Source organism: Pseudoxanthomonas sp. USHLN014, from assembly GCF_037153335.1.
Classification (GTDB): domain Bacteria; phylum Pseudomonadota; class Gammaproteobacteria; order Xanthomonadales; family Xanthomonadaceae; genus Pseudoxanthomonas_A; species Pseudoxanthomonas_A winnipegensis.
Window position 1 is genome coordinate 60,958 of the sequence record NZ_JBBCKO010000014.1, and the last position, 23,339, is coordinate 84,296.

General features: G+C 71.5%; 20 protein-coding genes. 8 read left to right on the plus strand and 12 right to left on the minus strand.

Annotation, left to right across the window (positions count from 1 at the left end):
- Positions 1 to 117: 117 nt before the first annotated feature.
- Genes WFQ05_RS19200 through creD form a run of 4 tightly spaced genes read right to left on the minus strand, consistent with a single transcriptional unit; the run spans position 118 to position 3,333 of the window.
- The gene (locus WFQ05_RS19200; RefSeq protein ID WP_337054956.1) at positions 118 to 1,002 is read right to left on the minus strand and encodes a carbon-nitrogen hydrolase family protein; all 885 of its coding nucleotides are present in this window, start codon (positions 1,000 to 1,002) and stop codon (positions 118 to 120) included.
- On the minus strand, positions 999 to 1,622 hold the full coding sequence (locus WFQ05_RS19205; RefSeq protein WP_130524850.1) for a GNAT family N-acetyltransferase: 624 nt from the start codon (positions 1,620 to 1,622) through the stop codon (positions 999 to 1,001). Before WFQ05_RS19205 ends, WFQ05_RS19200 begins: the two co-directional genes overlap by 4 nt.
- Positions 1,619 to 2,008, minus strand: coding sequence for a hypothetical protein (locus WFQ05_RS19210; protein WP_337054957.1), 390 nt, complete (start codon positions 2,006 to 2,008; stop codon positions 1,619 to 1,621). Before WFQ05_RS19210 ends, WFQ05_RS19205 begins: the two co-directional genes overlap by 4 nt.
- Positions 2,008 to 3,333 (minus strand): cell envelope integrity protein CreD, encoded by a 1,326-nt coding sequence (gene creD / locus WFQ05_RS19215; protein ID WP_337054958.1) that lies wholly within the window; start codon positions 3,331 to 3,333, stop codon positions 2,008 to 2,010. Before creD ends, WFQ05_RS19210 begins: the two co-directional genes overlap by 1 nt.
- 173 nt (positions 3,334 to 3,506) lie before the next feature.
- On the opposite strand from creD, the gene WFQ05_RS19220 reads away from it, so the two are divergent.
- The 5 genes from WFQ05_RS19220 (at position 3,507) to WFQ05_RS19240 (ending at position 12,017) form a co-directional block, all read left to right on the plus strand.
- The gene (locus WFQ05_RS19220) at positions 3,507 to 4,877 is read left to right on the plus strand and encodes a gluconate:H+ symporter (RefSeq protein WP_337054959.1); all 1,371 of its coding nucleotides are present in this window, start codon (positions 3,507 to 3,509) and stop codon (positions 4,875 to 4,877) included.
- Positions 4,878 to 4,916: 39 nt separating this feature from the next.
- Positions 4,917 to 6,215, plus strand: coding sequence for a DUF445 family protein (locus WFQ05_RS19225; protein ID WP_337054960.1), 1,299 nt, complete (start codon positions 4,917 to 4,919; stop codon positions 6,213 to 6,215).
- 167 nt (positions 6,216 to 6,382) lie between these two features.
- On the plus strand, positions 6,383 to 9,064 hold the full coding sequence (locus WFQ05_RS19230; RefSeq protein WP_337054961.1) for a M1 family metallopeptidase: 2,682 nt from the start codon (positions 6,383 to 6,385) through the stop codon (positions 9,062 to 9,064).
- A 977-nt stretch (positions 9,065 to 10,041) separates the two neighbouring features.
- Complete coding sequence (locus tag WFQ05_RS19235; protein ID WP_130528547.1) at positions 10,042 to 10,314, plus strand: DUF2845 domain-containing protein; 273 nt, start codon at positions 10,042 to 10,044, stop codon at positions 10,312 to 10,314.
- Between the two features lie 251 nt (positions 10,315 to 10,565).
- Positions 10,566 to 12,017: an MFS transporter gene (locus WFQ05_RS19240; protein ID WP_337054963.1), complete on the plus strand. Its 1,452-nt coding sequence runs from the start codon at positions 10,566 to 10,568 to the stop codon at positions 12,015 to 12,017.
- Position 12,018: 1 nt separating this feature from the next.
- Here WFQ05_RS19240 and WFQ05_RS19245 read toward each other — a convergent pair whose 3' ends face one another.
- The 3 genes from WFQ05_RS19245 to WFQ05_RS19255 form a co-directional block, all read right to left on the minus strand.
- Positions 12,019 to 13,290: an MFS transporter gene (locus WFQ05_RS19245; protein WP_337054964.1), complete on the minus strand. Its 1,272-nt coding sequence runs from the start codon at positions 13,288 to 13,290 to the stop codon at positions 12,019 to 12,021.
- 66 nt (positions 13,291 to 13,356) lie between these two features.
- The gene (locus WFQ05_RS19250) at positions 13,357 to 14,628 is read right to left on the minus strand and encodes an MFS transporter (RefSeq protein ID WP_337054965.1); all 1,272 of its coding nucleotides are present in this window, start codon (positions 14,626 to 14,628) and stop codon (positions 13,357 to 13,359) included.
- A gap of 104 nt (positions 14,629 to 14,732) precedes the next feature.
- On the minus strand, positions 14,733 to 16,121 hold the full coding sequence (locus WFQ05_RS19255; RefSeq protein WP_337054966.1) for a PLP-dependent aminotransferase family protein: 1,389 nt from the start codon (positions 16,119 to 16,121) through the stop codon (positions 14,733 to 14,735).
- Positions 16,122 to 16,239: 118 nt separating this feature from the next.
- Here WFQ05_RS19255 and WFQ05_RS19260 point away from each other — a divergent pair, with 118 nt between their 5' ends.
- On the plus strand, positions 16,240 to 17,103 hold the full coding sequence (locus tag WFQ05_RS19260; RefSeq protein WP_337054967.1) for a DMT family transporter: 864 nt from the start codon (positions 16,240 to 16,242) through the stop codon (positions 17,101 to 17,103).
- 15 nt (positions 17,104 to 17,118) lie between these two features.
- Here WFQ05_RS19260 and rlmKL read toward each other — a convergent pair whose 3' ends face one another.
- From rlmKL to WFQ05_RS19275, 3 genes are all read right to left on the minus strand, one after another.
- A complete protein-coding gene (gene rlmKL, locus WFQ05_RS19265) occupies positions 17,119 to 19,257 on the minus strand; it encodes a bifunctional 23S rRNA (guanine(2069)-N(7))-methyltransferase RlmK/23S rRNA (guanine(2445)-N(2))-methyltransferase RlmL (RefSeq protein ID WP_337054968.1) in 2,139 nt (712 codons plus the stop codon).
- Positions 19,258 to 19,369: 112 nt separating this feature from the next.
- Positions 19,370 to 19,897: a YqiA/YcfP family alpha/beta fold hydrolase gene (locus tag WFQ05_RS19270; RefSeq protein WP_130517428.1), complete on the minus strand. Its 528-nt coding sequence runs from the start codon at positions 19,895 to 19,897 to the stop codon at positions 19,370 to 19,372.
- On the minus strand, positions 19,894 to 20,385 hold the full coding sequence (locus WFQ05_RS19275; RefSeq protein ID WP_130517426.1) for an MOSC domain-containing protein: 492 nt from the start codon (positions 20,383 to 20,385) through the stop codon (positions 19,894 to 19,896). Before WFQ05_RS19275 ends, WFQ05_RS19270 begins: the two co-directional genes overlap by 4 nt.
- 91 nt (positions 20,386 to 20,476) lie before the next feature.
- Here WFQ05_RS19275 and WFQ05_RS19280 point away from each other — a divergent pair, with 91 nt between their 5' ends.
- Entirely contained in the window at positions 20,477 to 21,040 is a 564-nt protein-coding gene (locus WFQ05_RS19280; RefSeq protein ID WP_337054969.1) for an N-acetylmuramoyl-L-alanine amidase, read from the plus strand.
- A gap of 438 nt (positions 21,041 to 21,478) precedes the next feature.
- On the opposite strand, the gene trxC is transcribed toward WFQ05_RS19280, so the two are convergent.
- Positions 21,479 to 21,919 (minus strand): thioredoxin TrxC, encoded by a 441-nt coding sequence (gene trxC, locus WFQ05_RS19285; RefSeq protein ID WP_337054970.1) that lies wholly within the window; start codon positions 21,917 to 21,919, stop codon positions 21,479 to 21,481.
- Positions 21,916 to 22,395, minus strand: coding sequence for an OsmC family protein (locus tag WFQ05_RS19290; RefSeq protein WP_337054971.1), 480 nt, complete (start codon positions 22,393 to 22,395; stop codon positions 21,916 to 21,918). The genes trxC and WFQ05_RS19290 overlap by 4 nt, the downstream gene beginning before the upstream one ends.
- A gap of 158 nt (positions 22,396 to 22,553) precedes the next feature.
- Between WFQ05_RS19290 and modA the strand changes: the two genes are divergently transcribed.
- Positions 22,554 to 23,336 (plus strand): molybdate ABC transporter substrate-binding protein, encoded by a 783-nt coding sequence (modA, locus tag WFQ05_RS19295; RefSeq protein WP_337054972.1) that lies wholly within the window; start codon positions 22,554 to 22,556, stop codon positions 23,334 to 23,336.
- The last annotated feature ends 3 nt before the right edge of the window (positions 23,337 to 23,339 follow it).

Sequence of the window (23,339 nt, forward strand, 5' to 3'; positions counted from 1 at the left end):
CTCATGCCTGCTTCCCCATCTGCGTTGTTGAAGGTTGTGTCGTGCAACCCACCGAGTCTGCCAGCGCCCTGTGCGCCTGCAGCAGGCCACAGGTCATGGCCGCCGATGACAAACCTGTCAGGCCAGCGGCGTCAGCCGGGCGCGGCGCAGCGCCGGGGCGTCCTGGCCGGGCCAGTCGCGGTCCACCGCCACCTGCGCGCGGGCCGCGCTGGCCTGCAGCGCCACGAAATCCAGCTCGCCGATCGCCCAGATCTGCTCACCTTCCGTCCGCGCGATCACGCCGTCGGCGGGCAGATCCACATCCATCGGTGCGAACAGCGCGGCCTCGCCCGTGTTCTCGTCCAGCGCCGGGCTCCACGGCGCGCTGCCGGCGGTCACCGACTGGGCGACGAACAGGCGGTTCTCCAGCGCGCGCGCCAGGCAGCCCACGCGCACGCGGGTGGCGCCGGCGGCGGTGTCGGTGCAGCTGGGCACCACCAGCAGACGCGCGCCGGCCTGTTGCTGGGCACGCACCGGCAGCGGGAACTCGGCGTCGTAGCAGATGGCGATGCCGGCGCGGATCTCGTCGGCGGCGAACACGCGCAGGTCGTCGCCGCCTTCGATCACCTGGGCGTTCTTTTCGAAGCCGGTGAGCTGCAGCTTGTCCTGCCAGCCGCGGCGCCCGTCCGGGGTGAACCAGTGCGCGCGGTTGCGATAGCGTCCGTTGCCCACCGCGGTGAGGAAGCTGCCGGCGATCACGTGCAGGCCCATGCGCTGGGCCAGCGTGGCGTAGAGATGCAGGAAAGCCTCGGCGTACTGCTGGGTCGCTTCCAGCGAGGCCAGCAGGTCGGCGCTGATGGCCACCGGGAAGGTCGCGGCCAGCTCCAGCGACAGGTATTCGGGCAGCACCGCGATGCGCGCGCCGGCGTCGGCCGCCTGCTGCAGCAGATGCACCTGCTTCTCGGCGAAGGCATCGAAGTCGCGCGGCTGGCCGATCGGGTACTTGGCGACGGCGACCCTCATGCCTGCCCCTCCAGCGCACGGGTCCAGAAGGTCAGCGTGTGCGCGACCTCGCCGTGCCCGGCCTCGCGCCAGGGCAGACGCAACTGCAGCCCGTCGCGGCGCGTATAGCCGCGCTTGCGCCAGAACGCGTCGTTGTCGCGATGCCCGGCCGGGCGGCGCGGATCGGCCGGGTCACGATCCACCGCGCAGAAGGCGGTCGTGTCGAACCCGCCCAGCGCGCGCGCATGGGCCTCGCGCGCATCGAAGAAGGCATGGCCGATGCCGCGTCCGCGCCACTCCGGCAGCAGCACGGACTCGCCGAAGTAGAAGACGCGGGCGGCATCCAGATCCTGGTCAATAAACGGCGCGGAGAACGCCTCGGTATCGTCCAGCAGCGGCAGGCCGGTGGAGGCACCGATCACCTCATCGCCCGCCAGCGCCAGCACGAACACGCTGCGCGGCGAGCGCGCGTAGGCGGCCAGGTATTCGCACTCGTAGGCGTGGCTGCCCTGGTAGAGGTAGGGCCAGTGCGCGAACACGGCGATGCGCAGGCGCGCCACATCGTCCAGGTAGGGCGCGATCTCGGCGCCACGCACCACCGCGATGCGGTGCGCGGGCAAGGCGGAAGCAAGCGAGGTCATGGACCTAATTTACCGCACCCCGCCCCGCGCTTCCGCCACAGCAGGACCGCGATGCCCTGCTCCGGCACCAGCGCCAGCCACGCGGCGCGATCGCACCGCGCACTGAGCCACACCAACCCGCCCTGCACGCCGCGCAGGCACCGCCACGGGCGCCAGGCCGGCAGCTGCGGGCAACGCGGCCACAACGCCGCGCACAGCAGCTCGGCAGGCCGCTCGCGCAACGCCTGCGCGGTCGCCTGGGCCAGCTGGAACACCACCGCACCGCCCACGCCGCGCCGCAGCGGCGGCAGCGGCGGCCCGTCCGGCTCGACCCGCAGCCCGCACACCGACAGCGCCGCCGGCAGACGGCGCGCCGCGTGGCGCACCGCGCGTCCGTGCAGGAGCATCAGCGCAGCTCCGTGGACAGCGCATACCAGTCGATCCTGCGCGTGATCCACATGATGGCCGCCAGGATGGCGAACAGCAGCAGCGAGCCCATCAGCAGCGCGTTGTCCTCGGACATCAGCAGGCCGTACAGCGCACCGTACAGCGCGGTCAGTGCAAGCGCGAACCCGCCGGCCAGCCAGGGGCTACGCAGTACGCCTGCGAGGTAGACGAACTGCACGCCGATGCAGGCCCCGGCCGCGATCAGATACGCCAGCCAGAACGCGATGTGCTCGGACAGGCTGAACAGCAGCAGGAAGAACATCGCCAGCGCCAGGCCCACCAGCAGATATTGCAGCGGATGGATCCGCATGCGCCGCACCAGTTCCAGCAGGCCGAAGCCGACGAAGGTCAGCAGCACGAACAGCAGCCCGTACTTGCAGGCGCGATCGGCCAGCGTATAGGCATCGAGCGGGTCGACCAGCTCCACCCGCAGCGCATCCAGCTGCGCCCCGCTGTCGGACTGCAGCCGCTGCAGCTGGGCCTGTGCCTGGCTGGCCAGCGAGGACACCGCCCACTGCGCATCGAAGCCGCGCGCGCCGACCGTACGCTGCACGGGCAGGAAGTCGCCGCCGAAGGCCGGATGCGGCCACGGCGAGGCCAGCCGCACGCGGCTGTCGTCGGCCACCGGCACCACCTCCAGCGCCTGCGTGCCGGCCAGCGCGAAAGACAGCGTCACGTTGCGCCCCGGCACGCGTCCGTCCACGACCTCCGGCAGGAGCGCGCTGACGCCGGCCAGGTGCGCGTTGAAGGCGCGCGTGCCGGGCTGCAGGCGCAGGGCCGCGCCGTCGACGCGCAGGCTGGGCGCAGCCTGCAGACCGCGCACATCGCGCAGGCCCAGCACCAGGTAGGGCGTTCCGTAGCGACGCACCGCCCCGGCCGGCGCCGGCGGCAGCGCGGTGGAGAACTGCGCCGACAGCTGCCCGTTCCAGACGTAGGTCGGCACGTCGAACAGCCCGACCCTGCGCGTCTGCGGTCGCAGCTGGCCGCCGACCTGCAGCGACAGCGGCGCCTGCAGCAGCGTGCCTTCGCTGCGCACCTGCCGCGTGCGGGCCTGGCCGGTGTCGTCGGTCCACGCCTGCTCGCGCACATCGACATACGGCAACGCGCGCAGCGGCCCGACCAACCGCTGCGCGCCGGCGCTGCTGAGCGCTACGCGCTCGACGGCCTGTTCGCGGTAGGCGGTGCGCTCGGCGATCAGGCTGCGGGTCATGCTCAGGGGAATCAGCAGCGCCAGCACCAGCGCGCCGACGATGGCCAAACGCAACAGCAACTTCAGGGATTTCATGCACGGCTCCGGCCGGTGGTCGATGCCGGACAGGCTGCGCGGCCCATGTGGGGCGCGGTTGAGCGTTGCTTGAAGCCAATGTGAAGTGCGCCGGCGGGCCGCTCGCCTTGATCGGGATGACATGTCACGCCGACTAGACTGACGGCCCCGTCAGTTTCAACCGGAGCGTCGCCTTGGACTTCACCACCGTGCACTGGGCCGCGCACGACTCGCGCCTGCTGCTGTGCGCCCTGGCCGGCATCGTCTGCATCGTCGCGCTGATCAGCCTGCTCCGGCTGCCGCCGTTCCTGTCGATCCTGGTGGGCAGCTTCGTGGCCGGGCTGGGCATCGGGCTGCCGCCAGAGCAGTTGGCCAAGTCCTTCAGCACCGGCGCCGGCCATCTTCTGGGCGATGCGGGCCTGATCATCGCCCTGGGCGCCATGCTGGGCGCGATGCTGGCTGACACCGGCGCGGCCGACCGCATCGCCTCCACACTGCTCGGCATCGGCAAGGGCAAGGCGCTGCCCTGGGTGATGGCGCTGGTGGCGATGGTGATCGGCCTGCCGCTGTTCTTCGAGGTCGGCCTGGTGATGATGGTGCCGATCATCTTCGTCATGGCGCGCCGCGCGCAGCAGCCGCTGCTGCGCATCGCCATCCCGGCGCTGGCCGGCATGACCACGCTGCACGCGCTGATGCCGCCGCACCCGGGTCCGCTGATCGCGGTCAGCACGCTGCATGCGGACCTGGGGCTGACGATGCTGTTCGGCTTCATCATCGCGGTGCCCGCGGTGATCCTGGCCGGGCCGCTGTACGGGATCTGGCTCTCGCGACGCATGGACATCGCCGTGCCGGCCAAGATGGAGGCGCTGTTCTCCGCGCGCGAGGCGCCGGCGCATCCGCCCGGCTTCGCCGCCAGCCTGTCGATCATCCTGCTGCCGGTGGTGCTGATGCTCGGCGCCACCCTGGCCAAGATCGCATTGCCGCCGGACGCGCCGGCTGCCACGGCGCTGCGCTTTCTGGGCGAACCGATGGTGGCCCTGGCCCTGGCGGTGCTGGCCGCGGTGGCGCTGCTGGGCTGGGGCGGCGGGCTGGGCCGCGCGCGGGTCAACCAGGTGCTGCTCAAGAGCCTGCCGCCGATCGCCGCGCTGCTGCTGACCATCGGCGCCGGCGGCGGCCTGAAGCAGGTGCTGCTGGATGCCGGCATCAGCGACACCATCGCCAAGGTCGCCCAGGGCGCGCACCTGCCCTATCTGCTGCTGGCCTGGCTGATCGCCGTGGCGCTGCGCCAGGCGACCGGCTCGGCCACAGTGGCCACGACCACCACCGCCGGCATCCTGGCGCCGCTGGTGGCGCACCTGCCGCCCACGCAGGGCGCGCTGATCGCGCTGGCCATCGGCGCCGGCTCGGTGTTCTTCTGCCACGTCAACGACGCCGGCTTCTGGATGGTGCGCGAGTACTTCGACCTCAAGCTCAAGCAGACGGTGATGGTGTGGTCGGTGCTGCAGACCATCGTCTCGCTGGTCGGACTGGCCGGCACCGCGCTGCTGTGGCGGCTGCTGGCGTGATCGCAGGGGCTTTGCAGGACACGCGCTAGGCTTTGCCCTATGACTGAACCGCTGACCGGCCCGGCCGACGATCCCCGCCGCATCCGCCTGCGCCGCATGAAGCTGGCCGCGTTCGGCCTGCTGGTGCTGATGCTGGCCGGCTTTGGCTTGAGCCATGCGATGGGGCTGCGCGGCGGCTGGGCGTGGCTGGCCGCGTTCTGCGAGGCGGCGGCGGTGGGCGCGATGGCGGACTGGTTCGCGGTGGTGGCGCTGTTCCGCCGGCCGCTGGGCCTGCCGATCCCGCACACGGCGATCGTGCCGCGCGGCAAGGCGCGGCTGGCCGACAGCCTGGCGGTGTTCGTACGCGACCACTTCCTGGCGCCCGAGGCGCTGCTGGAGAAGCTGCGCGCGTTCGACCCGGCCGCGCGCCTGGGCCAGTGGCTGGCCGAACCGGCGCAGGCGAAGCTGCTGGCCGGCATGGCGCGCGGCTGGGCGCTGCAGGCGCTGGACCTGCTGGACGAGAGCGCCGTGCGCGCGGCGATCCAGCGCTTCGTGATCGCCCGCCTGCGCGGCTGGAACGCCGCCGGCACCGCCGGCCAGGTGCTGGGCCTGCTCACCGCCGACGGCCGCCACCAGGCACTGCTGGACGCCGCGCTCAAGCGCATCGCCCGCTGGCTGGACGACCCGGCGCTCAAGGCCCGCGCCTCGGCGCTGATCGTGCGCTACGCGCGGCGCGAATGGCCCAAGCTGATGGGCACGGTGGACCTGATCAAGCCGGTGGACGAGATCGGCGACGCCCTGGCCCAGCGCATCGCCGCCGCGGCGCTGGAGGAGCTGCAGACCGTGCTGTCCACGCCCGGCCATCCGCTGCGTCAGGACTACGAGGCCTGGCTGTCCCGCTACGTGCAGCGCCTGCGCGAGGACCCGGCGCTGGTGGAGCGCGTGGAGCAGATCAAGCAGGATCTGATCGACCACCCGGCCGTGCAGGACTACGTGCGCGGGCTGTGGGACCAGGTCCATGCCGCCCTGCGCGCGGACCTGGAGAACCCCGACTCGCGCCTGGCCGCGCACCTGGAGCGCCTGCTGCAGACCCTGGGTGAGGCGCTGGGCCGCGACGCCTCGCTGCGCGAGGCGCCCAACGCCCACCTCACCACGGCCGCCGAGAGCCTCACCACCCGCCTGCGCAGCGGCGTCACCCACCACATCGCCCAGACCATGAAGGGCTGGGACGAGCGTCAGCTGGTGGACGTGCTGGAACTGGCCGTCGGCCGCGACCTGCAGTACATCCGCTTCAACGGCACGATCGTGGGCGGGCTGATCGGGCTGGTGCTGCATGCGGTGGTGGTGTTCTGGGGCTAGCCCGAGCGGGCGCGGAACGGGCTTCTGGCGACACGCAGCGCTCGCGCGTCGACGCGTTCCACGCCACCCGCGCGCCCTCCACACCTCGCCCCCCTGCCTTGTGGCACTGTGCGCCCCGCCGCCGGCACTTCAGCCTGCGCAGTCCTTTTTTGACCGGAGCCTTGCCCATGCGTCGTCTGACCCGTTCCGTGCTGGCCCTCGCGCTGGCCAGCGCCTGCTGCGGCGCCTCCGCCGCCGACGAGGCCGTGCCTACCGGGCGCCTGCCCACCTGGGCCCAGCCGCAGGAATACGCGCTGGACCTGAAGATCGACCCCGCCCAGGACAGCTTCAGCGGCACCACGACGATCAAGGTCAAGCTGACCCAAGCCAGCGACCACCTGTGGATCGACGGCAAGGAGCTCAAGGTCGGCAAGGTCAGCGTGACCGGCGCCGACGGCAAGGCCGCCGCGGCCAAGTACACCGTGGCCGACGCGCAGGCCGGCGTGGCCCGCATCGATTTCGGCAAGACCCTGCAGCCGCAGGAACTGACCCTGTCCATCGCCTACACCGCGCCGTTCAACCAGGCGCTGGAAGGCCTGTACAAGGTCACCTACGAAGGCAAGCCGTATGCGATGACGCAGATGGAGCCGATCAGCGCGCGCTTCGCCTTCCCCAGCTTCGACGAGCCGGCGTTCAAGACGCCTTACGACATCAAGCTGACCATCCCGGCCGACCTGCAGGCCGTGGCCAATACCGCCCAGGTGCAGGAGGCGCCCACGACCACCAGCAAGCGCTGGAAGACGCTGACCTTCGCCCGCACGCTGCCGCTGCCGACCTATCTGGTCGCCTTCGCCGTGGGCCCGTGGGACATCGTCGATGGCCCGGGCATCACCGCCACGCCGCAGCGCGCCGGCACCCTGCCGCTGCGCGGCGTGGCGCCCAACGGCAAGGGCCCGCGCATGAAGATCGCGCTGGATTCCACGCCGGTGATCATCCACACGCTGGAGGACTACTACGACTTCGGCTATCCCTTCGACAAGCTCGACCAGCTGGCCGCGCCGGACTTCTCCGCCGGTGCGATGGAGAACGCCGGCCTGGTGACCTACCGCGACTATCTGCTGCTGCTCGACAAGGATTCGGCCACCAGCTACAAGCGCTCGTCCTTCAACGTGATCGCCCATGAGCTGGCCCACCAGTGGACCGGCGACACGGTGACCATGTCCTGGTGGAACGACCTGTGGCTCAATGAGTCCTTCGCCACCTGGATGCAGCAGAAGGTCACCATGAAGGTGCATCCGGAATACCGCGCCGACCTGGACCGCGTGCAGGGCGCGCAGGGCGCGATGTCCGGCGATGCGCTGGTGGCCACGCGCAAGATGCGCCAGGAGATCACCGGCAACGGCGACATCGAGAACGCCTTCGACGGCATCACCTACCAGAAGGGCGCCGCGGTGCTGGGCATGTTCGAGGCCTATGTGGGCGAGGACACCTTCCGCACCGGCATGCGCCAGTACATCCAGCGGCACAAGTTCGGCAACGCCACCGCCGACGACCTGGTCAGCGCCATCGCCACCGCCGCCGGCAAGGGGCCGGAGTTCACCGCCGCGTTCAACAGCTTCCTCGACCAGCCTGGCGTGCCCTACGTGCACACCGAGGTCACCGACGCCAAGGGCCAGGTGGTGCTCAAGCTGACCCAGCGGCGCTACCTGCCGCTGGGCAGCACCGGCGATTCGGCCAGGACCTGGGGCGTGCCGGTCTGCGTGCGCTACCAGACCGGCGCCGGCAGCGACAAGGCCTGCACCCTGCTGTCGGCGGCCAGCGGCACCCTGGCCCTGCCGGGCGCGAAGCAGGGCGGCTGGGTGATGCCCAACGCCGGCGCCGCCGGCTACTACCGCATCGGCCTGGACGCCAAGGCGCTCAAGACGCTCACCGCCGATGTGGCCCAGCTCACCGATGCCGAGCAGCTGGCCTACGGCGACGGCGTCAGCGCCGCCTTCGACCTGGGCGAGTTGAACCCGACCCAGCTGCTGGCCGCGCTCAAGCCGCTGACCGCCTCCAAGGTCTCCGAGGTCGCGACCGTGCCCACCGAACACGTGGGCTGGCTGTACGGCCGCCTGGCCAGGACCGACGCCCAGCGCGCGGCGCTGACCCAGTGGGCCGAGGACGCCTATCTGCCACGCATGCAGCAGCTGGGCTATGTGCGCAAGGACGGCGAGGAAGGCAGCGATGCGCTTGAGCGCGCGCAGCTGGCCGGCTTCCTGGCCCTGACCATGAAGGTGCCGGCCGCACGCGCCGAGCTGCTCAAGCAGGGCGATGCGGTGCTGGCCGGCGGCAAGACGCTGGCCTTCGACCAGGCCAACCCCGACCTGCTCGCCGCCGCGCTGTCGGTGAGCGTGCAGGAGCACGGCGCTCCGGCCGTGGACCAGCTGATGGCTGCGCTGCCCGGCGTGATCGATCCGGCCCACCGCAACGCCATGCTCTCGGCGCTCAGCCGCACCGAGGACCCGGCGCTGGCCGCCAAGGTGCGCAGCTTCGGCCTGGGCAAAGACGTCAAGGTCGGCGAGATGCGCTACCTGCTGACCGCCGGCAAGCACGCCACCGTGGCCGATCGCGACACGCAGTGGAGCTGGTTCACCCAGAACTACGACGCCATCCACGCGCGCATCGGCGCCTTCGCCGGCGGCTCGCTGCCGCGCATGGCCTCGGCCGGCGCCTGCACCCCGGCCGAGTCGGACCGTCTGCAGGCGTTCTTCGAGCCGCGCCTGAAGGACCTGCCCGGCGCCATCCGCGGCCTGCAGCAGGCCCGCGAGAGCATCGCCCTGTGCGCCGCCCTCACCGCCAAGCAGGACCCGGCGACGCTGGTGAAATAAGCGCCAGCGCTCGCTGCAGCACCTGGACGCCGCCGCAGGAAACTGCGGCGGTTTCTTTTTGGGCGCTTTGCCGAACTGCGGATATCGATGAGTGCGGCTTTGGTGAGCGGACTTCGCCCACCAGCCTCGACCCGGCCAAGCGCAGCTTCTCGGCTCGGTTTCCACTGATAGCCGGCGCTTGGATGGGAAAAGATTGACCGCGCCTAATGCTTCCGGTGGGAGCCGCCCTTGTGGCCTTTTCGGCCATGGCGGCTCCCACGGGATTCCGCGAGGACTATGCGCACCCGTGCACCAGCCTGGCCCGTGCTGTGTCACGCCCTGCCGGGGCGGGGCAGTGCGATCGAAAAGCGCAGGATTTCTTTCGATCCAAAGGCGTTGGGTGAGCGCTCTGCCCCCCCCCCTTTCGCCGCAGGCGAAGGGGAGGGCCGGGGGTGGGGTGCTTTTGCTCTTGCCTTGGCGGCTTCACCGGTAAAGCCCCGACCCCTCCCCATCCCTCCCCTGCGCTGCGCGCAAGGGAGGGGGCCTCACGTCGATGCATGTAGTCACTGATCGCGTTGTGCGCAAGAGAGAGGTAAGCAGGATCACGCAAACCGAAGTCCTGCGACGTGACGCGTGAGGCAGCGGGCCGGCGGGCGGTGGCCGCGCCTAGCGAGGCAGGATGCCGAGCGCCCGAATCAGGGCAGGATGCCCTGATTGAGGGAAAAGCGGCCGCCGCCCGCCGGACCGCTGCCCCTTTCGAGGCCGACACGCGTCTGCCTTGCGCCCACCCAAGCCGCAGAAGAAACCTTTTCGCAGGCAATCGAACGCTGCGGGATGCTTCGCAATCCGGGTGTATCGATTCAAACCGAGAAGTCGGATTCAGAAAGCTGAGCAATGACAGTGGACACCTCAGACCCAACCATCCGCCCGTGCCCCGCTCGGCGGCTTGTGGCACAGTCCGCGGGCTCGCAATCACCCCTGATACGAAGGAAAGCCCGATGAAAAGGATCCTGTTGAGCCTGGCCCTCTGCCTGCTGGCCGGCACGGCGCTGGCGGCCGGCAGCGTGCGTTTCGGCAACAAGCTGGTCAGCACCGGCGACAGCGCCGGCAAGGTGACCCAGGTGGCCGGCAAGCCCGACCGCGTGATTCCGCTGCAGAACGAGTACAGCGCCAATATCGGCGAGCGCTGGGAGTACGACCAGTCGCAGAAGACCATCCAGATCATCTTCAAGGATGGCCGGGTGACCGATATCCAGGAGATCTACAACTAATCACCCCGCATCGCAGCGGCCGACGCTGCGATCGCCCGTGAATCTCGCCCGGCCCCGGTCGAGGCCCGCCGCTTGTGTCCCGCATCGCGGGAGGCTGCGCCCCGCGCGGCTTGTCCGGCCCCCGCCACAGGCGAATAATCCGCGTGTTGCGGTGCGCAACTCCCGCGCGCACCGGCCCTTCGACGCGTGTTCACCGCCGCCAGGCTCGCCTGCCGGGACCGTGAGGCCGCGTCGGTCAGGACCCGATCGCTGTGACTGCTGCTCCCCAGGCCCGGCCGCCCGCGCCGGCGCGCCCGCCCCGCAAGACGCCCGACTACCGGGTCATCTCGCTGATCCTGGCCTGCGCCATCTTCATGGAGCAGCTGGACGCCACGGTGCTGGCCACCGCGCTGCCGGCGATGGCACACGACTTCGGCGCCAGCGCCCCGGCGATGAGCATCGCCATGACCAGCTACCTGCTGGCGCTGGCGATCGGCATCCCCGCCTCGGGCGCGATGGCCGACCGCTTCGGCGCGCGGCGGGTGTTCAGCGCCTCGATCGTGGTGTTCGTCGCCGGCTCGGTGCTGTGCTCGCTGGCCACCAGCGTGCCGACCATGGTCGCCGCGCGCCTGCTGCAGGGCGCGGGCGGGTCGATGATGGCCCCGCTCGGCCGGCTGATCCTGCTGCGCACGGTCGAGCGCAGGCACCTGGTCTCGGCCATGTCCTGGACGCTGGTGCCGGCCTTCCTGGGGCCCTTGCTGGGGCCGCCGCTGGGCGGCCTGCTGGTGACCCACGCCAGCTGGCACTGGATCTTCTACATCAACGTGCCGATCGGGATCCTGGGCTTCGTGCTGGTGCGCGCGGTGATCCCCTACATCGAGGCGGCCGACGAACCCCGGCCGTTCGACCTGCCCGGCTTCGTGCTGTGCGGGCTGTGCCTGGGCTGCGGCCTGTTCGGCCTGGAAAGCGTGGGCCAGCCGGGGAACCTGGTCACCGGCCTGGCGCTGATGGCGGTCAGCGCCTCGGCGGCGGCCGGCTACCTGTGGCACGCGCGGCGCGCGGACGCGCCGCTGCTGGACCTGGACGTGCTGAAGATCGACTCGTTCCGGCTCTCGGTGATCGGCGGCTCGCTGATGCGCATCACCCAGGGCGCGCAGCCGTTCCTGCTGCCGCTGCTGTTCCAGCTGGGCTTCGGCTACAGCGCCGCGAACGCCGGCCGGCTGGTGCTGGCCACCGCGCTGGGCGCGCTGCTGATGCGCCTGTGCACCCCGATGCTGCTGCGCCGGGTCGGCTATCGCAACGGCCTGCTCGCCAACGGCGTGCTGTCCAGCCTGGGCTATGCGGTGTGCGCGCTGTTCCGTCCGGGCTGGCCGGACTGGTTGATGTTCGTGCTGCTGGTGGGCTGCGGGGCGTTCATGTCCTTCCAGTTCGCCGCCTACAACACGGTGGCCTACGAGGCGGTGCCCACGCGCCGCATGAGCCACGCCTCCAGCCTCTACAGCACGCTGCAGCAGCTGATGCTGTCGGTGGGCGTGTGCGTGGGTGCGCTGGCGCTGAAGACCGCCATCGCCGTTGGCGGCCATGGCAGCGCGCAGCTGGGCGACTTCTCGGCGGCCTTCGTGCTGGTGACGCTGATCTCGCTGTCCTCGACCTGGTGGCATCTGAAGTTCAGCCACGACGTCGGCGCCGAGCTGTCCGGGCATCGCGCCCGCGCGACGGCCTGACTCACGCCGCGACCTGGCGCTTCCCCAGATACAGCGCCAGGCCGACGTTGACCAGGGCCACCAGCGCCACGTAGTGCGCCGGCGCCAGCGCGCCCACGCGCGCGGCCAGGTAGGCGATCAGCGGCGGCGTCAGCGCCCCGGCGATGGCATAGGCCAGGTTGTAGGACAGCGCCAGGCCGGTGAAGCGCACCGGCGCGGGGAACGCCGCGGTCATCACCCCCGGCGCGACGCCAGACACACCCGCGGTGAAGCCGGCCAGCGCGTAGAGCGGCAGGAAGTAACGCCCGCCGTGGGCCAGGTCGAGATACAGCAGGTAGACGCCCACCATCAGCGCCAGCGAGGACACCGCCAGCGCCGGCGCGCGGCCGATCCGATCCGACAGCAACCCGGTCCACAGGCAGCCGACGATCAGGCAGACCGAGGCCAGCACGCTACCTTCGCTGGCCCGCGCCGCCGAGATGCCGAACGAGGACTGCACCAGCGTCGGCGTCATCAGGATCACCACCACGATGGCCGCGGTCAGCGCCCAGGTCGCCCCCATCGACACCAGCACACCGCCGCGATGGTCGCGCAGTACGTCGCGGATCGGCAGCTTGGCCAGCGCCTTGCGCGCGCGCATCTGCGCGAACACCGGCGTCTCGTCCAGCCAGCGGCGCAGCCACACCGACACGAAGCCGAACACGCCGCCGATCAGGAACGGAATGCGCCAGGCGTAATCCAGCAGCTGCGCCGGGGTGAACCAGTGCGCCATCGCCGAGGCGGCCAGCGCGCCGAGCAGCAGGCCCAGGCTCAGCCCCGCCGACAGCGTGCCGATCGCGAAGCCCACCTTGCCGGCGGGCGCGTGCTCGGCCACGAACACCCACGCCCCCGGCATCTCGCCGCCGATGGCCAGGCCTTGGGTCAGACGCATCACCAGCAACAGCAGTGGCGCGGCGATGCCGATCTGCGCGTAGGTGGGCAGCAGGCCGATGCACAGCGTCGGCAGCGCCATCAGGAACACGCTGAAGGCGAACAGCCGCTTGCGCCCGATGCGGTCGCCGAAGTGGGCCATCAGCACGCCGCCGATCGGCCGCACCAGGTAGCCGGCGGCGAAGATCGCGAAGGTCTGCAGCTGCTGCAGCCACGCCGGCATCTCCTGCGGAAAGAACAGCGCGCCCAGGGTCTTGGCGAAGAACACGAAGACCACGAAGTCGTAGAACTCCAGCGCCCCGCCGAGCGCGGACAGCGACAGGACCTTGGCATCGTTGCGCAGCGGCGCGGCGGCGGTGGACATGGCAGAGACGCTCGGGCGAAAGGCGGCACACGATAACGGGCCCGCCGCCCGGATGCGCGAAGCGGCTTACTCGACCGCCGGACGCCTCCACAGGTACAGCGCCAGGCCGACGTTGACCAGCGCCACCAGCGCCACGTAATGCGCCGGCGCCAGCGCGCCCACGCGCGCGGCCAGATAGGCGATCAACGGCGGCGTCGCCGCGCCGGCGATGGCATAGGCCAGGTTGTAGGACAGCGCCAGGCCGGTGTAGCGCACCGAGGCCGGGAACGACGCCACCATGATCGCCGGGGTCACGCCCGCCACGCCGGCGGTGAAGCCGGCGAAGGCATACAACGGCAGGAAGTGCGCGCCGCCGCGGGCCAGATCGAAGTACAGCAGATACACGCCGACCAGCAGCGCCAGCGAGGCCACCAGCAGCGCCGGGGCGCGGCCGATGCGGTCGCTCAGCACCCCGTTCCACACGCAGCCGATCACCAGGCAGATCGCGGCCAGCACATTGCCCTCGCTGGCCAGCGCCGGCGCGATGCCGAACGAGGACTGCACCAGCGTCGGCGTCATCAGGATCACCACCACGATGCCGGCGGTCAGGGCCCAGGTCACGCCCATCGACACCAGCACGCCGCCGCGGTGGTCGCGCAGCACGTCGCGGATCGGCAGCCTGGCCAGCGCCTTGCGCGCGCGAATCTGCGCGAACACCGGCGTCTCGTCCAGCCAGCGGCGCAGCCACACCGAGATGAAACCGAACACGCCGCCGATCAGGAACGGGATGCGCCAAGCGTGATCCAGCAGCTGCGCCGGGGTGAACCAGTGCGCCATCGCCGAGGCCATCAGCGAGCCCATCAGGGTGCCGACATTGATGCCGGCCGACAGGCTGGCCACGGCGAAGCCGACCTTGCGCACCGGCGCATGCTCGGCCACGAACACCCAGGCCCCCGGCATCTCGCCGCCGATCGCCAGGCCCTGCAGCAGGCGCAGCAACAGCAGCAGCAGCGGCGCGACGATGCCGACCTGCGCGTAGGTGGGCAGCAGGCCGATGCACAGCGTCGGCAGCGCCATCAGGAACACGCTGAAAGCGAACAGCCGCTTGCGCCCGATGCGATCGCCGAAGTGCGCCATCATCACCCCGCCGATCGGCCGCACCAGATAGCCGGCGGCGAAGATGCCGAAGGTCTGCACCTGCTGCAGCCAGGCCGGCATCTCGGCCGGGAAGAACAGTGCGCCCAGGGTCTTGGCGAAGAACACGAACACCACGAAGTCGTAAAACTCCAGCGCCCCGCCCAACGCGGACAGCGACAGGACCTTGGCATCGTTGCGCAGCGGTGCGGCAGGAGCGGACATGGGGCGGGCGTAGCGGTGGGGGCCGCACACCATAGCGGCCCAACGCCGCGCCTGCGCGCGTGCAGTGATGCGTCAGCCGGATGCAGCTTTCCGCACGCCCCGCCTCAGCCCTGTCGGGCCAGGCCGTCGGCCAGCACCTCGAAGATCCGCGGCGCGCCGCACTGGGCCACGTTGAAGCGCATGCAGTCCTCGGCGCGCTGGGCCGGGCTGAAGGCGTTGCCCGGCGCCAGCACCACGCCATGGGCCAGGCCGTGCTGGGCCAGCGGCGCGGCCAGCCGCCCCTGTGGCAAACGGCACCAGAGAAACATCCCGGCGTCCGGCACATGCCACGGCACGATGCCCAGCGGCGCCAGCCGTTCGATCACCCGGCGCCGCTCGACCGCCAGGCGCAGGCGCAGACGCTCGATATGACGCCGGTAGCCGCCATCGGTGAGCGCGGCCAGCAGCACCTCCGAGGCCAGCCGCCCGCCGCCGAAACTGGTCGCCACGCGCAGGTCGGCCAGGTCGTCGATCCAGTCCGCACGCGCGGCGATGTAGCCGCAGCGCATCGACGCCGACAGCGTCTTGGAGAAGCTGCCGACGTGGATCACGCGCGCCAGGCCATCGAACGCCGCCAGCCGCGGGGCCGGCGTGGTTTCGAAGTCGGCGAAGATGTCGTCCTCCACGATCCACGTGCCGGCCTGCTCGGCCAGCTTGAGCACCTGGTGCGCGATGCGCGGGGCGAGCGTGGCGCCGGTCGGGTTGTGCAGGCCGGAATTGGTGATGTACAGCCGCGGCGCCTGCGTGCGCAGCACCTCGGCGAAGGCCTCCAGGTCCGGCCCCTCCGGCGTGTAGGGCACGCTCACGACCTGCACGCGATGCGCGCGCAGCAGCGCGTGGAAGTTGAAGTAGCAGGGGTCGTCGACCAGCACCGTGTCGCCCGGCTCCAGCAGGAAGCGGCAGACCAGATCCAGCGCCTGGGTGCCCGACTCGACCAGCAGCACCTGCTCGGGGCGCGCGGCGATGCCGGCGCCGACCATGCGCCGCGCCAGCAGCACGCGCAGCGCCGCAAGACCGAGCGGGCTGCCGTAGTCGCACAGCGTGGCGGCGTCGCCGCGCGCGACCTGGCGCAGCGCGCGGCGCATGCTGGCCTCGGGCATCCACGACGGCGGCAGCCAGCCGCAGCCGGGCTTGAGCACGCTCGGGTCGGCCTCCAGCGACTGCCGCGACAGCCACAGCGGATCGACCTGGCGATCCAGCCGCGGCCCCAGGCCCGACAGCGCCAGCGGCGCGACCGGCCCCTGCACATAGAAGCCCGAGCCGGCGCGCGGCTGCACCAGGCCTTCGGCCGCCAGCCGCTCGTAGGCCTCGACCACGGTGGACACCGACACGCCGAGCCGGCGCGCCTGCTCGCGCACCGAGGGCAGCCGCGCCCCGGGCGGATAGGCGCGCGCCGCGATGCCCTGCCTGACGGCCTCGATCACCTGGTCGATCCGGAATGCCAGCCGCGCCATGTCCCAACCGTTCTGGTCAAAAAGGAAAACAGTTCCCGCGGATCGTACTGGATTGTGTCTGGGTCGCCCGGCGCGGCGCTGGCCTACTGGCCCGCCCTCCCCAAGACAAGACGAGACGATGGACGACACCACGCGCGGCTGGATCAACGGCGGGATCGGCGTGGCGATCTTTGCCGGATCGCTGCCGGCCACGCGGATCGCGGTGTCCGGCTTCACCCCGGTGTTCCTGACCTGCGCGCGCGCCAGCATCGCCGCCGCGCTCGCCGTGGCGCTGCTGATGCTGCTGCGCCAGCAGCGGCCGCAGCGCCAGCAGCTGGCCAGCCTGGCGGTGGTGGCGCTGGGCGTGGTGGTCGGCTTTCCGCTGCTGACCGCGCTGGCGCTGCAGCAGGTGACCTCGGCCCATTCCCTCGTGTTCGTGGGCCTGCTGCCGCTGTGCACGGCGATCTTCGGCGTGCTGCGCGGGGGCGACCGGCCGCGGCCGGCGTTCTGGGCGTTCTCGCTGCTGGGCAGCGCGCTGGTGGTCGGCTACGCCGCCATGGGCGGGCTACATGCCTCGCTGCGCGGCGATCTGCTGATGCTTGCGGCGGTGCTGGTCTGCGGCCTGGGCTATGCCGAAGGCGCGCGGCTCTCGCGCCGGCTCGGCGGCTGGCAGGTGATCAGCTGGGCCCTGGTCCTCGCGCTGCCGCTGATGCTGCCGCTGGCCTGGCTGTCGCGTCCGGACAGCCTGGCGTCGATCACCCCGCCGGCCTGGCTGGGGCTGGGCTACGTGTCGCTCTTCAGCATGCTGATCGGCTTCATCTTCTGGTATCGCGGACTGGCCCAGGGCGGCGTGGCCGCGGTCGGGCAGATCCAGCTGCTGCAGCCGTTCCTGGGCCTGGCGCTGGCCGCCGGCCTGCTGCACGAGCCGGTGCGCGCGAGCATGCTGTGGATCATGGCCGGCGCGGCGGTCTGCGTGGCCGGCGCGCGCAGGTTCGCGCACTGACCGGCCGGCGGGCGATCAGGCCCGCGTGAGGCGCCAGGCGCGGTGGATGCGGGCGTTGCGCTCGAAGTCCGGGCCGATGGTGCTGGGGCTGATCTCCTCGCACACCGCGAACTCCACCACCGCCGCCTCGTCCAGCCTGAAGCGGCGGAAGTTGTTGGAGAAGTACAGCACCCCGCCCTGCGCCAGCCGCGCCACCGCCGCGCGCAGCAGGCGCACGTGGTCGCGCTGCACGTCGAAGTCCTCGGCGCGCGCGGAGTTGGAGAAGGTCGGCGGGTCGCAGAAGATCAGGTCGTACTGGCCGCGGTCGGCCTCCAGCCAGGCCAGCACGTCGGCCTGCACCAGCTGGTGCCGGGCGCCGCCCAGGCCGTTCTCGCGCAGGTTCTCGGCGCACCACTCCAGGTAGGTCGCCGACAGGTCGACGCTGGTGGTGCTGCTGGCGCCGGCCACCGCCGCCTCCACGCTGGCCACGCCGGTATAGCTGAAGAGGTTGAGGAAGCGCCGGCCGCGCGCCTGGGCGGCCATCTGTCCGCGCAGCGGACGGTGGTCCAGGAACAGCCCGGTATCCAGGTAGTCGAACAGGTTCACGCGCAGCCGCGCACCGTGCTCGCGCACGACGATGAACTCGCCCTGCTGGCCCATGCGTCCGTACTTGCTGCCGCCCTTGCCGCGCGCGCGCGACTTGATCGCCACCTGCTCGCGCGGCACCTCGAACACCGCGCGCACCGCCGAGAGCAGTTCGTTGAAGCGGCGCTGCACGTCGGCTTCGGGGATGCTGGCCGGCGCGGCGTATTCCTGCACATGCAGGAAGGTGCGCTGCGCGCCTTCGGCCTCGGTGTAGACGTCCACCGCCGCGGCGTATTCGGGCAGGTCGGCGTCGTAGGCGCGGTAGCAGCTCACGTCCTCGCGCTGGCGCCAGGCCTTGAGCTTCTTGAGGTTCTTGCGCAGCCGGTTGGCGACCATCTGGGCGCCGTCGTTCAACTCCGGTGGCGCGTCGGGGACCACGCGCTGCGGCGGCGCGATCGGGTCGACGAAGATCAGCGCGCACTCGATGGCGCCGTTGAACAGCTGGTACTTCTTCTGCGCGCGCAGGCCGGTGGCCATGGCCAGATCGGCGCTGCCGCACAGCAGGCTGGCGCGCCAGTCGGGCACGGCCTGGCGCAAGCCATCGCCCAGCGCGCGGTAGAGCGCGGCGGCGGCCGCCAGGCGTTCGTCGTAGGGCGGGTTGCACACCACCACGCCGCGGCGGATCGGCGGCGCCGACAGCTGCGCCACGTCGCTCACGCTCAAGGCGATGGCGTCCTCGACGCCGGCCTCGCGCGCGCTGGCGCGGGCGGCCTCGATGGCGCGCGGATCGATGTCGCTGCCGAAGGCGACCTGACCCAGTTTGGCGCGGCCGGCGGCTTCGCGCGTGCGCGCCTGGTCCAGCAGCACGCGCCACTGCTCGGCATCGAAGCCCAGCCAGCGCGACGGCGGCAGGCTGCCATGGCGCTGCAGGCCCGGCGCCACGTCGGCGGCCATCAGCACGCCTTCGATCAGCAGCGTGCCGCTGCCGCACATCGGGTCGAGCAGGCCGCCCCCGCCGGCGTAGGACTGCAGCCAGCCGCCGCGCAGCAGCACGGCGGCGGCCAGGTTCTCCTTCAGCGGCGCCTCGTTGCGCACCTGGCGCCAGCCACGCCGGTGCAGCGGCCCGCCGCCCAGGTCGATCGACACCGTCGCCCGGCCCTTGCGCAGCGAGAAGTTGATGCGCACGTCCGGCTCGTCCACGTCCACCGACGGCCGTTCGAAGCCCTCGGCGCGCAGGTGATCGACGATGGCGTCCTTGATCCGCTGCGCGGCGAAGCGCGCATGCGTGATCGCCTCGCCGGACACGTGCGCGTCAACGGCCAGGGTCAACTCGGAGGTCAGGTGCCGCGTCCATGGCAGCGCGAAGATGCCGTCGTACAGCGCGTCCTGGTCGGGGCATTCGAACTCGCCGATCGGCCACAGCACGCGGCTGGCCAGGCGCGACCACAGCACCGCGCGCTGCGCATCGTGCAGCGTGCCTTCGGCATTGACGCCCGAGACGGTGGCCGTGGCCTTGGCCGCACCCAGCGCGGTCAGCTCGTCGACCAGCAGGTACTCCAGGCCCTTGGCGCAGGAAACGTAGAACTTCATAAAAAGCCAGGCGTGAGTGAAGAGGAGTGAGGCGTGCGTGAGATCGAGCGCGAGGGAGGTGGAGAAGATTGTTGCTGTTGCTCCCTCCTCACTGCGCTCCGCTCACTCCCGCCTAGAGCCCGGCCAGCAGCTCGCCGAATGCGGCCGCGGCCGCGTCGACATGGTTGGCCAGGCGATGGTCGTCGTTGACCAGCAGCAGGCGGGCGCGGCGGGCCTGGGCCCAGTCGATGACGTTGCGGGCGGGGATCAGCTCGTCGTCCCAGCCGTGGATGACCGACAGCGGCACCTGCGCCGCGTCCAGCGCGGGCATCGGCCCCAGCGCGGTCGGCGGCGCCATCAGGAACAGCCCGTGCACCGGCACCTGCAGCGACACCTGGGCCGAGGTATAGGCGCCGAGGCTGGAGCCGACCAGCACCAGCGGCCCCTTGCGTGCGGCAGCCTCGGCCAGCGTGCGCAGGCGCGCCAGGCGCGCGCCGACATCGCCGAGCTGGCTCAGGTCGCTGCGCGCGTCCAGGTCGGTGAAGTCCGGCCGCTCGCTGGTCCAGCCGGCGGCCTGGGCGACCTGCGCCAGCGCGGTGACCTTGGTCGCGTCCGGCCCGCTTTCGAAGCCGTGCGAGAGGATGACGTGGCCGCGGATCACAGCGGCACCACCGCATCGCCGACCGCGAAGCTGCCGCCTTCGATGATGCGCGCGCACAGGCCGCCATGGCCGCGCATGGCGTTGTAGCCGCCGGCGCCCAGCGCGTCCTCCATGCGCGAGCAGGGATCGCACGGCTCGGTGCCTTCCAGCACCACGCTGCCGATGCGGAAGCGGCGCTCCTTCAGCGCGATCAGCGGCAGGCCGCGCACCACCACATTGCGCCGTAGGGTGGCCGCCTGCACCGCGTCCAGCCCGGCCAGCGTGGCGATCACCGGCAGATGCTCGGCCTGGATCAGGGTCAGTCCGCGCTTGCCGCTGCCGCCCTTGTAGCGATCGCCTTCCAGCCCGCCGCCGGTGCTGGCCTGGACGCGCGCGACCGCCTGCATCGGCACATCGCGCGCCGGGCGCAGCCCGATCCATTCCACCGTGCCCGGGCGCGGCAGGGTGGCCATGAGCCTGGCCAGGGGGGAATCGGGATTGAGCGGCATGCGGATCGGACGCGACAGGCGGCGCCTGGCGCCGGGGACACGCAGTTTACCCCGCCCTCGCCCGCGGCCCGCCCGTGTAGCATCGGCGCCCATGCCCGATGCCTTGCCGATCACCGCCGATCCCCTGCCCTACCAGGACCTGCTGGAGGCGCGGCCCCTGGACCGGATCGACCTGGTGGTCATCCACTGCACCGAGCTGCCGGACCTGGCCACCGCGCGCCACTACGGCGAACAGCCGCGCTATGCCTCCGGCACCGGCAACAGCGGGCACTGGTACATCGACCGCGACGGCGGCGTGCAGCAGTGGATCGCGCCCGAACGCGTCGCCCACCATGTGCGTGGCCTCAACGCACGCAGCGTCGGCATCGAACTGGTCAACCGCGGCCGCTACCCGCACTGGCTGCACGCCGGCCACCAGGCGATGGACGAGCCCTACCCCGAGGCCCAGATCGAGGCCCTGCTCGCCCTGCTCGACCGGTTGCGGCAGACGCTGCCGGCCCTGCGCTGGATCGCCGGACACGAGGACCTGGACACCGCCCAGGTGCCCGCCGAGGACGCGCCCACGCGGCTGGTCGCACGCAAGCGCGACCCGGGACCGCTGTTCCCGTGGGAACGCGTCCTGGCGCGCGCGGGGCTGGAGCGATTGGTGCCCTGAGCGACGGGCGGTGGCGTTGCAGTTGCGCTTCGCGCTGCGAACCCAACGCTCGTCATCCCCGCCAACGCGGGGATCCATGGACTTCCGCGCAGGCCACCGCAAAGTCCCTGGGTTCCCGCTTTCGCGGGAACGACGGTAGGAAGGTCCGCCCGAGGCTTAGCGCTGCAAACCCAACAGCCGTCATCCCCGCGAACGCGGGGATCCAGGGACTTCCGCGCAGGCCACCGCAAAGTCCCTGGGTTCCCGCTTTCGCGGGAACGACGGTAGGAAGATTCGCCCGAGGCTTCGCGCTGCAAACCCAACAGCCGTCATCCCCGCGAACGCGGGGATCCAGGGACTTCCGCGCAGGTCGCGCAACGTCCATGGGTTCCCGCTTTCGCGCGAACGACGGTAGCGAGGTTGTTGCGGCGCCAGCGCCGCTTCGCTGCCCGACCCAACTCAGCCCTGCGCCACGCGCCGTGCCCATTGCACGATCTGCGCCGCCTGCAGCGCGCCGGACTGCCGGCCCAGCTCGCGCCCATGCAGGAACACCGCCATCGTCGGAATGCTGCGGATGGAAAAGCGCGCGCCCAGCACCGGCTGCGCCTCGGTGTCGACCTTGGCCAGGCGCATGCGGGGCTCCAGCTGCTTGGCGGCGGCCTCGAACTGCGGCGCCATCACCCGGCACGGCCCGCACCACGGCGCCCAGAAATCCACCAGCAGCGGCAGATCGCTGTCGCGCGCATGCAGGTCGAACGTGCCGGCGTCCAGCGCCAGCGGGTGCCCGGTGAACAAGGCCTGATGGCAGCGACCGCAGGTTGGCGCCTCGGCCAGGCGTTCGGCCGGCACGCGGTTGCGCGCCTGGCAGTGCGGGCAGGCGATCAGCAGCGGCGCGCTCACAGGACCGCCTCGGCCGGCGCCTGGCCCAGCAGCAGCTGGCCCTGCGCGTCGCGCACCTCGACCTGCACGTCGATGCCCTGGCGCACGCTCTGGGTCACGGTGCAGAAGTCCTCGAAGGTCGCCAGCACGCGCTCCAGATGGGCATAGTCCGCGCTGCCTTCGGGCAGCTGCAGCGTCGCCAGGGCGCGCGGCAGGCGCAGCCGGCCGTCGGCATTGCGTTCGGCGACCGCGCTGATCGAGGCGCGCAGCCGGCCCGGCGCGTTCCTGTACTTGCGCAGCGCGAACAGCAGGCTGGCCGAGAGGCAGTTGAGGATCGCGGCCAGCAGCAGATGCGAGGGCCGCGGCCCCTGGTCATGGCCCAGCGGCGGGCCTTCGTCGGACAGCACGTCGGGCGCATCGAGGCCTTCGAAGTGGAGCCGGAACACGAAGTCCTGCTCCTGCTCCAGCACGACGGTGATCGGGGTGGCGGTGCTCATGGCGGGCCTGGCCTGGCGATGCGGGAGGCCAGCCTACTCCGCGCGCCGTGTGACCGACGCGCAGCCGGGCGAACGGTCCGTCGCATGCGCTCTCACCTCCGGCGCGACCGTGGCGCGCGATACTCGGCGCACATGCCCGATCGAGAGACATCCTCGCGATGACACGCCTGCTTCCCCGCCTGCTGCGCGCAGGCCTGGTCCTGTTCGCCGCCACCGCCGCGCTGGCCGCGCAGGCGGCCGCCCCCGCGCCGGTCACCGTGTTCGCCGCCGCCAGCCTGAAGGAATCGATGGACCAGGCCGCCGCCCTCTACCAGAAGACCACCGGCACGCCGGTCACCGTGTCCTACGCGGCCAGCTCGACGCTGGCGCGCCAGATCGAACAGGGCGCACCGGCCGACGTGTTCGTCTCGGCCGACCTGGAATGGATGGACTATCTGCAGCAGCGCGCGCTGATCGACCCGGCCAGCCGCCGCAACCTGCTCGGCAACACCCTGGTGCTGGTCGCGCCCAAGGCCAGCACCGTGCAGGTCAGGCTCACCCAGCCCGGCGCGCTGGACAAGGCGCTGGGCGATGGCCGCCTGGCGGTCGGCCAGGTCAACGCCGTGCCCGCCGGCAAGTACGCCAAGGCGGCGCTGACCTCGCTGCGGCTGTGGGACGGCGTGCAAGGCCGGCTGGCCGAATCGGACAGCGTGCGCTCGGCCCTGCTGCTGGTCTCGCGCGGCGAGTCGCCGCTGGGCATCGTCTACGGCTCCGACGCGGCGGCCGATGCCAACGTGCGCGTGGTCGACACCTTCCCCGCCTCCAGCCATCCGGCCATCGTCTATCCGGTGGCCACGCTCAAGGCCGGCACCGCGCCGGCGCGCGCGGCCTTCGTGCAGTGGCTGGGCACCGCGCCGGCGCAGGCGATCTTCCGCCAGCATGGCTTCACGGTCCTGCCGTAACGC

Coding starts and splice junctions, on each gene's coding strand:
- WFQ05_RS19200 (WP_337054956.1), bottom strand. CDS start 1,002: ATGAGGGTCGCCGTCGCCAAGTACCCGATCGGCCAGCCGCGCGACTTC.
- WFQ05_RS19205 (WP_130524850.1), bottom strand. CDS start 1,622: ATGACCTCGCTTGCTTCCGCCTTGCCCGCGCACCGCATCGCGGTGGTG.
- WFQ05_RS19210 (WP_337054957.1), bottom strand. CDS start 2,008: ATGCTCCTGCACGGACGCGCGGTGCGCCACGCGGCGCGCCGTCTGCCG.
- creD (WP_337054958.1), bottom strand. CDS start 3,333: ATGAAATCCCTGAAGTTGCTGTTGCGTTTGGCCATCGTCGGCGCGCTG.
- WFQ05_RS19225 (WP_337054960.1), top strand. CDS start 4,917: ATGACTGAACCGCTGACCGGCCCGGCCGACGATCCCCGCCGCATCCGC.
- WFQ05_RS19230 (WP_337054961.1), top strand. CDS start 6,383: ATGCGTCGTCTGACCCGTTCCGTGCTGGCCCTCGCGCTGGCCAGCGCC.
- WFQ05_RS19235 (WP_130528547.1), top strand. CDS start 10,042: ATGAAAAGGATCCTGTTGAGCCTGGCCCTCTGCCTGCTGGCCGGCACG.
- WFQ05_RS19245 (WP_337054964.1), bottom strand. CDS start 13,290: ATGTCCACCGCCGCCGCGCCGCTGCGCAACGATGCCAAGGTCCTGTCG.
- WFQ05_RS19250 (WP_337054965.1), bottom strand. CDS start 14,628: ATGTCCGCTCCTGCCGCACCGCTGCGCAACGATGCCAAGGTCCTGTCG.
- WFQ05_RS19255 (WP_337054966.1), bottom strand. CDS start 16,121: ATGGCGCGGCTGGCATTCCGGATCGACCAGGTGATCGAGGCCGTCAGG.
- WFQ05_RS19260 (WP_337054967.1), top strand. CDS start 16,240: ATGGACGACACCACGCGCGGCTGGATCAACGGCGGGATCGGCGTGGCG.
- rlmKL (WP_337054968.1), bottom strand. CDS start 19,257: ATGAAGTTCTACGTTTCCTGCGCCAAGGGCCTGGAGTACCTGCTGGTC.
- WFQ05_RS19275 (WP_130517426.1), bottom strand. CDS start 20,385: ATGCCGCTCAATCCCGATTCCCCCCTGGCCAGGCTCATGGCCACCCTG.
- WFQ05_RS19280 (WP_337054969.1), top strand. CDS start 20,477: ATGCCCGATGCCTTGCCGATCACCGCCGATCCCCTGCCCTACCAGGAC.
- WFQ05_RS19290 (WP_337054971.1), bottom strand. CDS start 22,395: ATGAGCACCGCCACCCCGATCACCGTCGTGCTGGAGCAGGAGCAGGAC.
- modA (WP_337054972.1), top strand. CDS start 22,554: ATGACACGCCTGCTTCCCCGCCTGCTGCGCGCAGGCCTGGTCCTGTTC.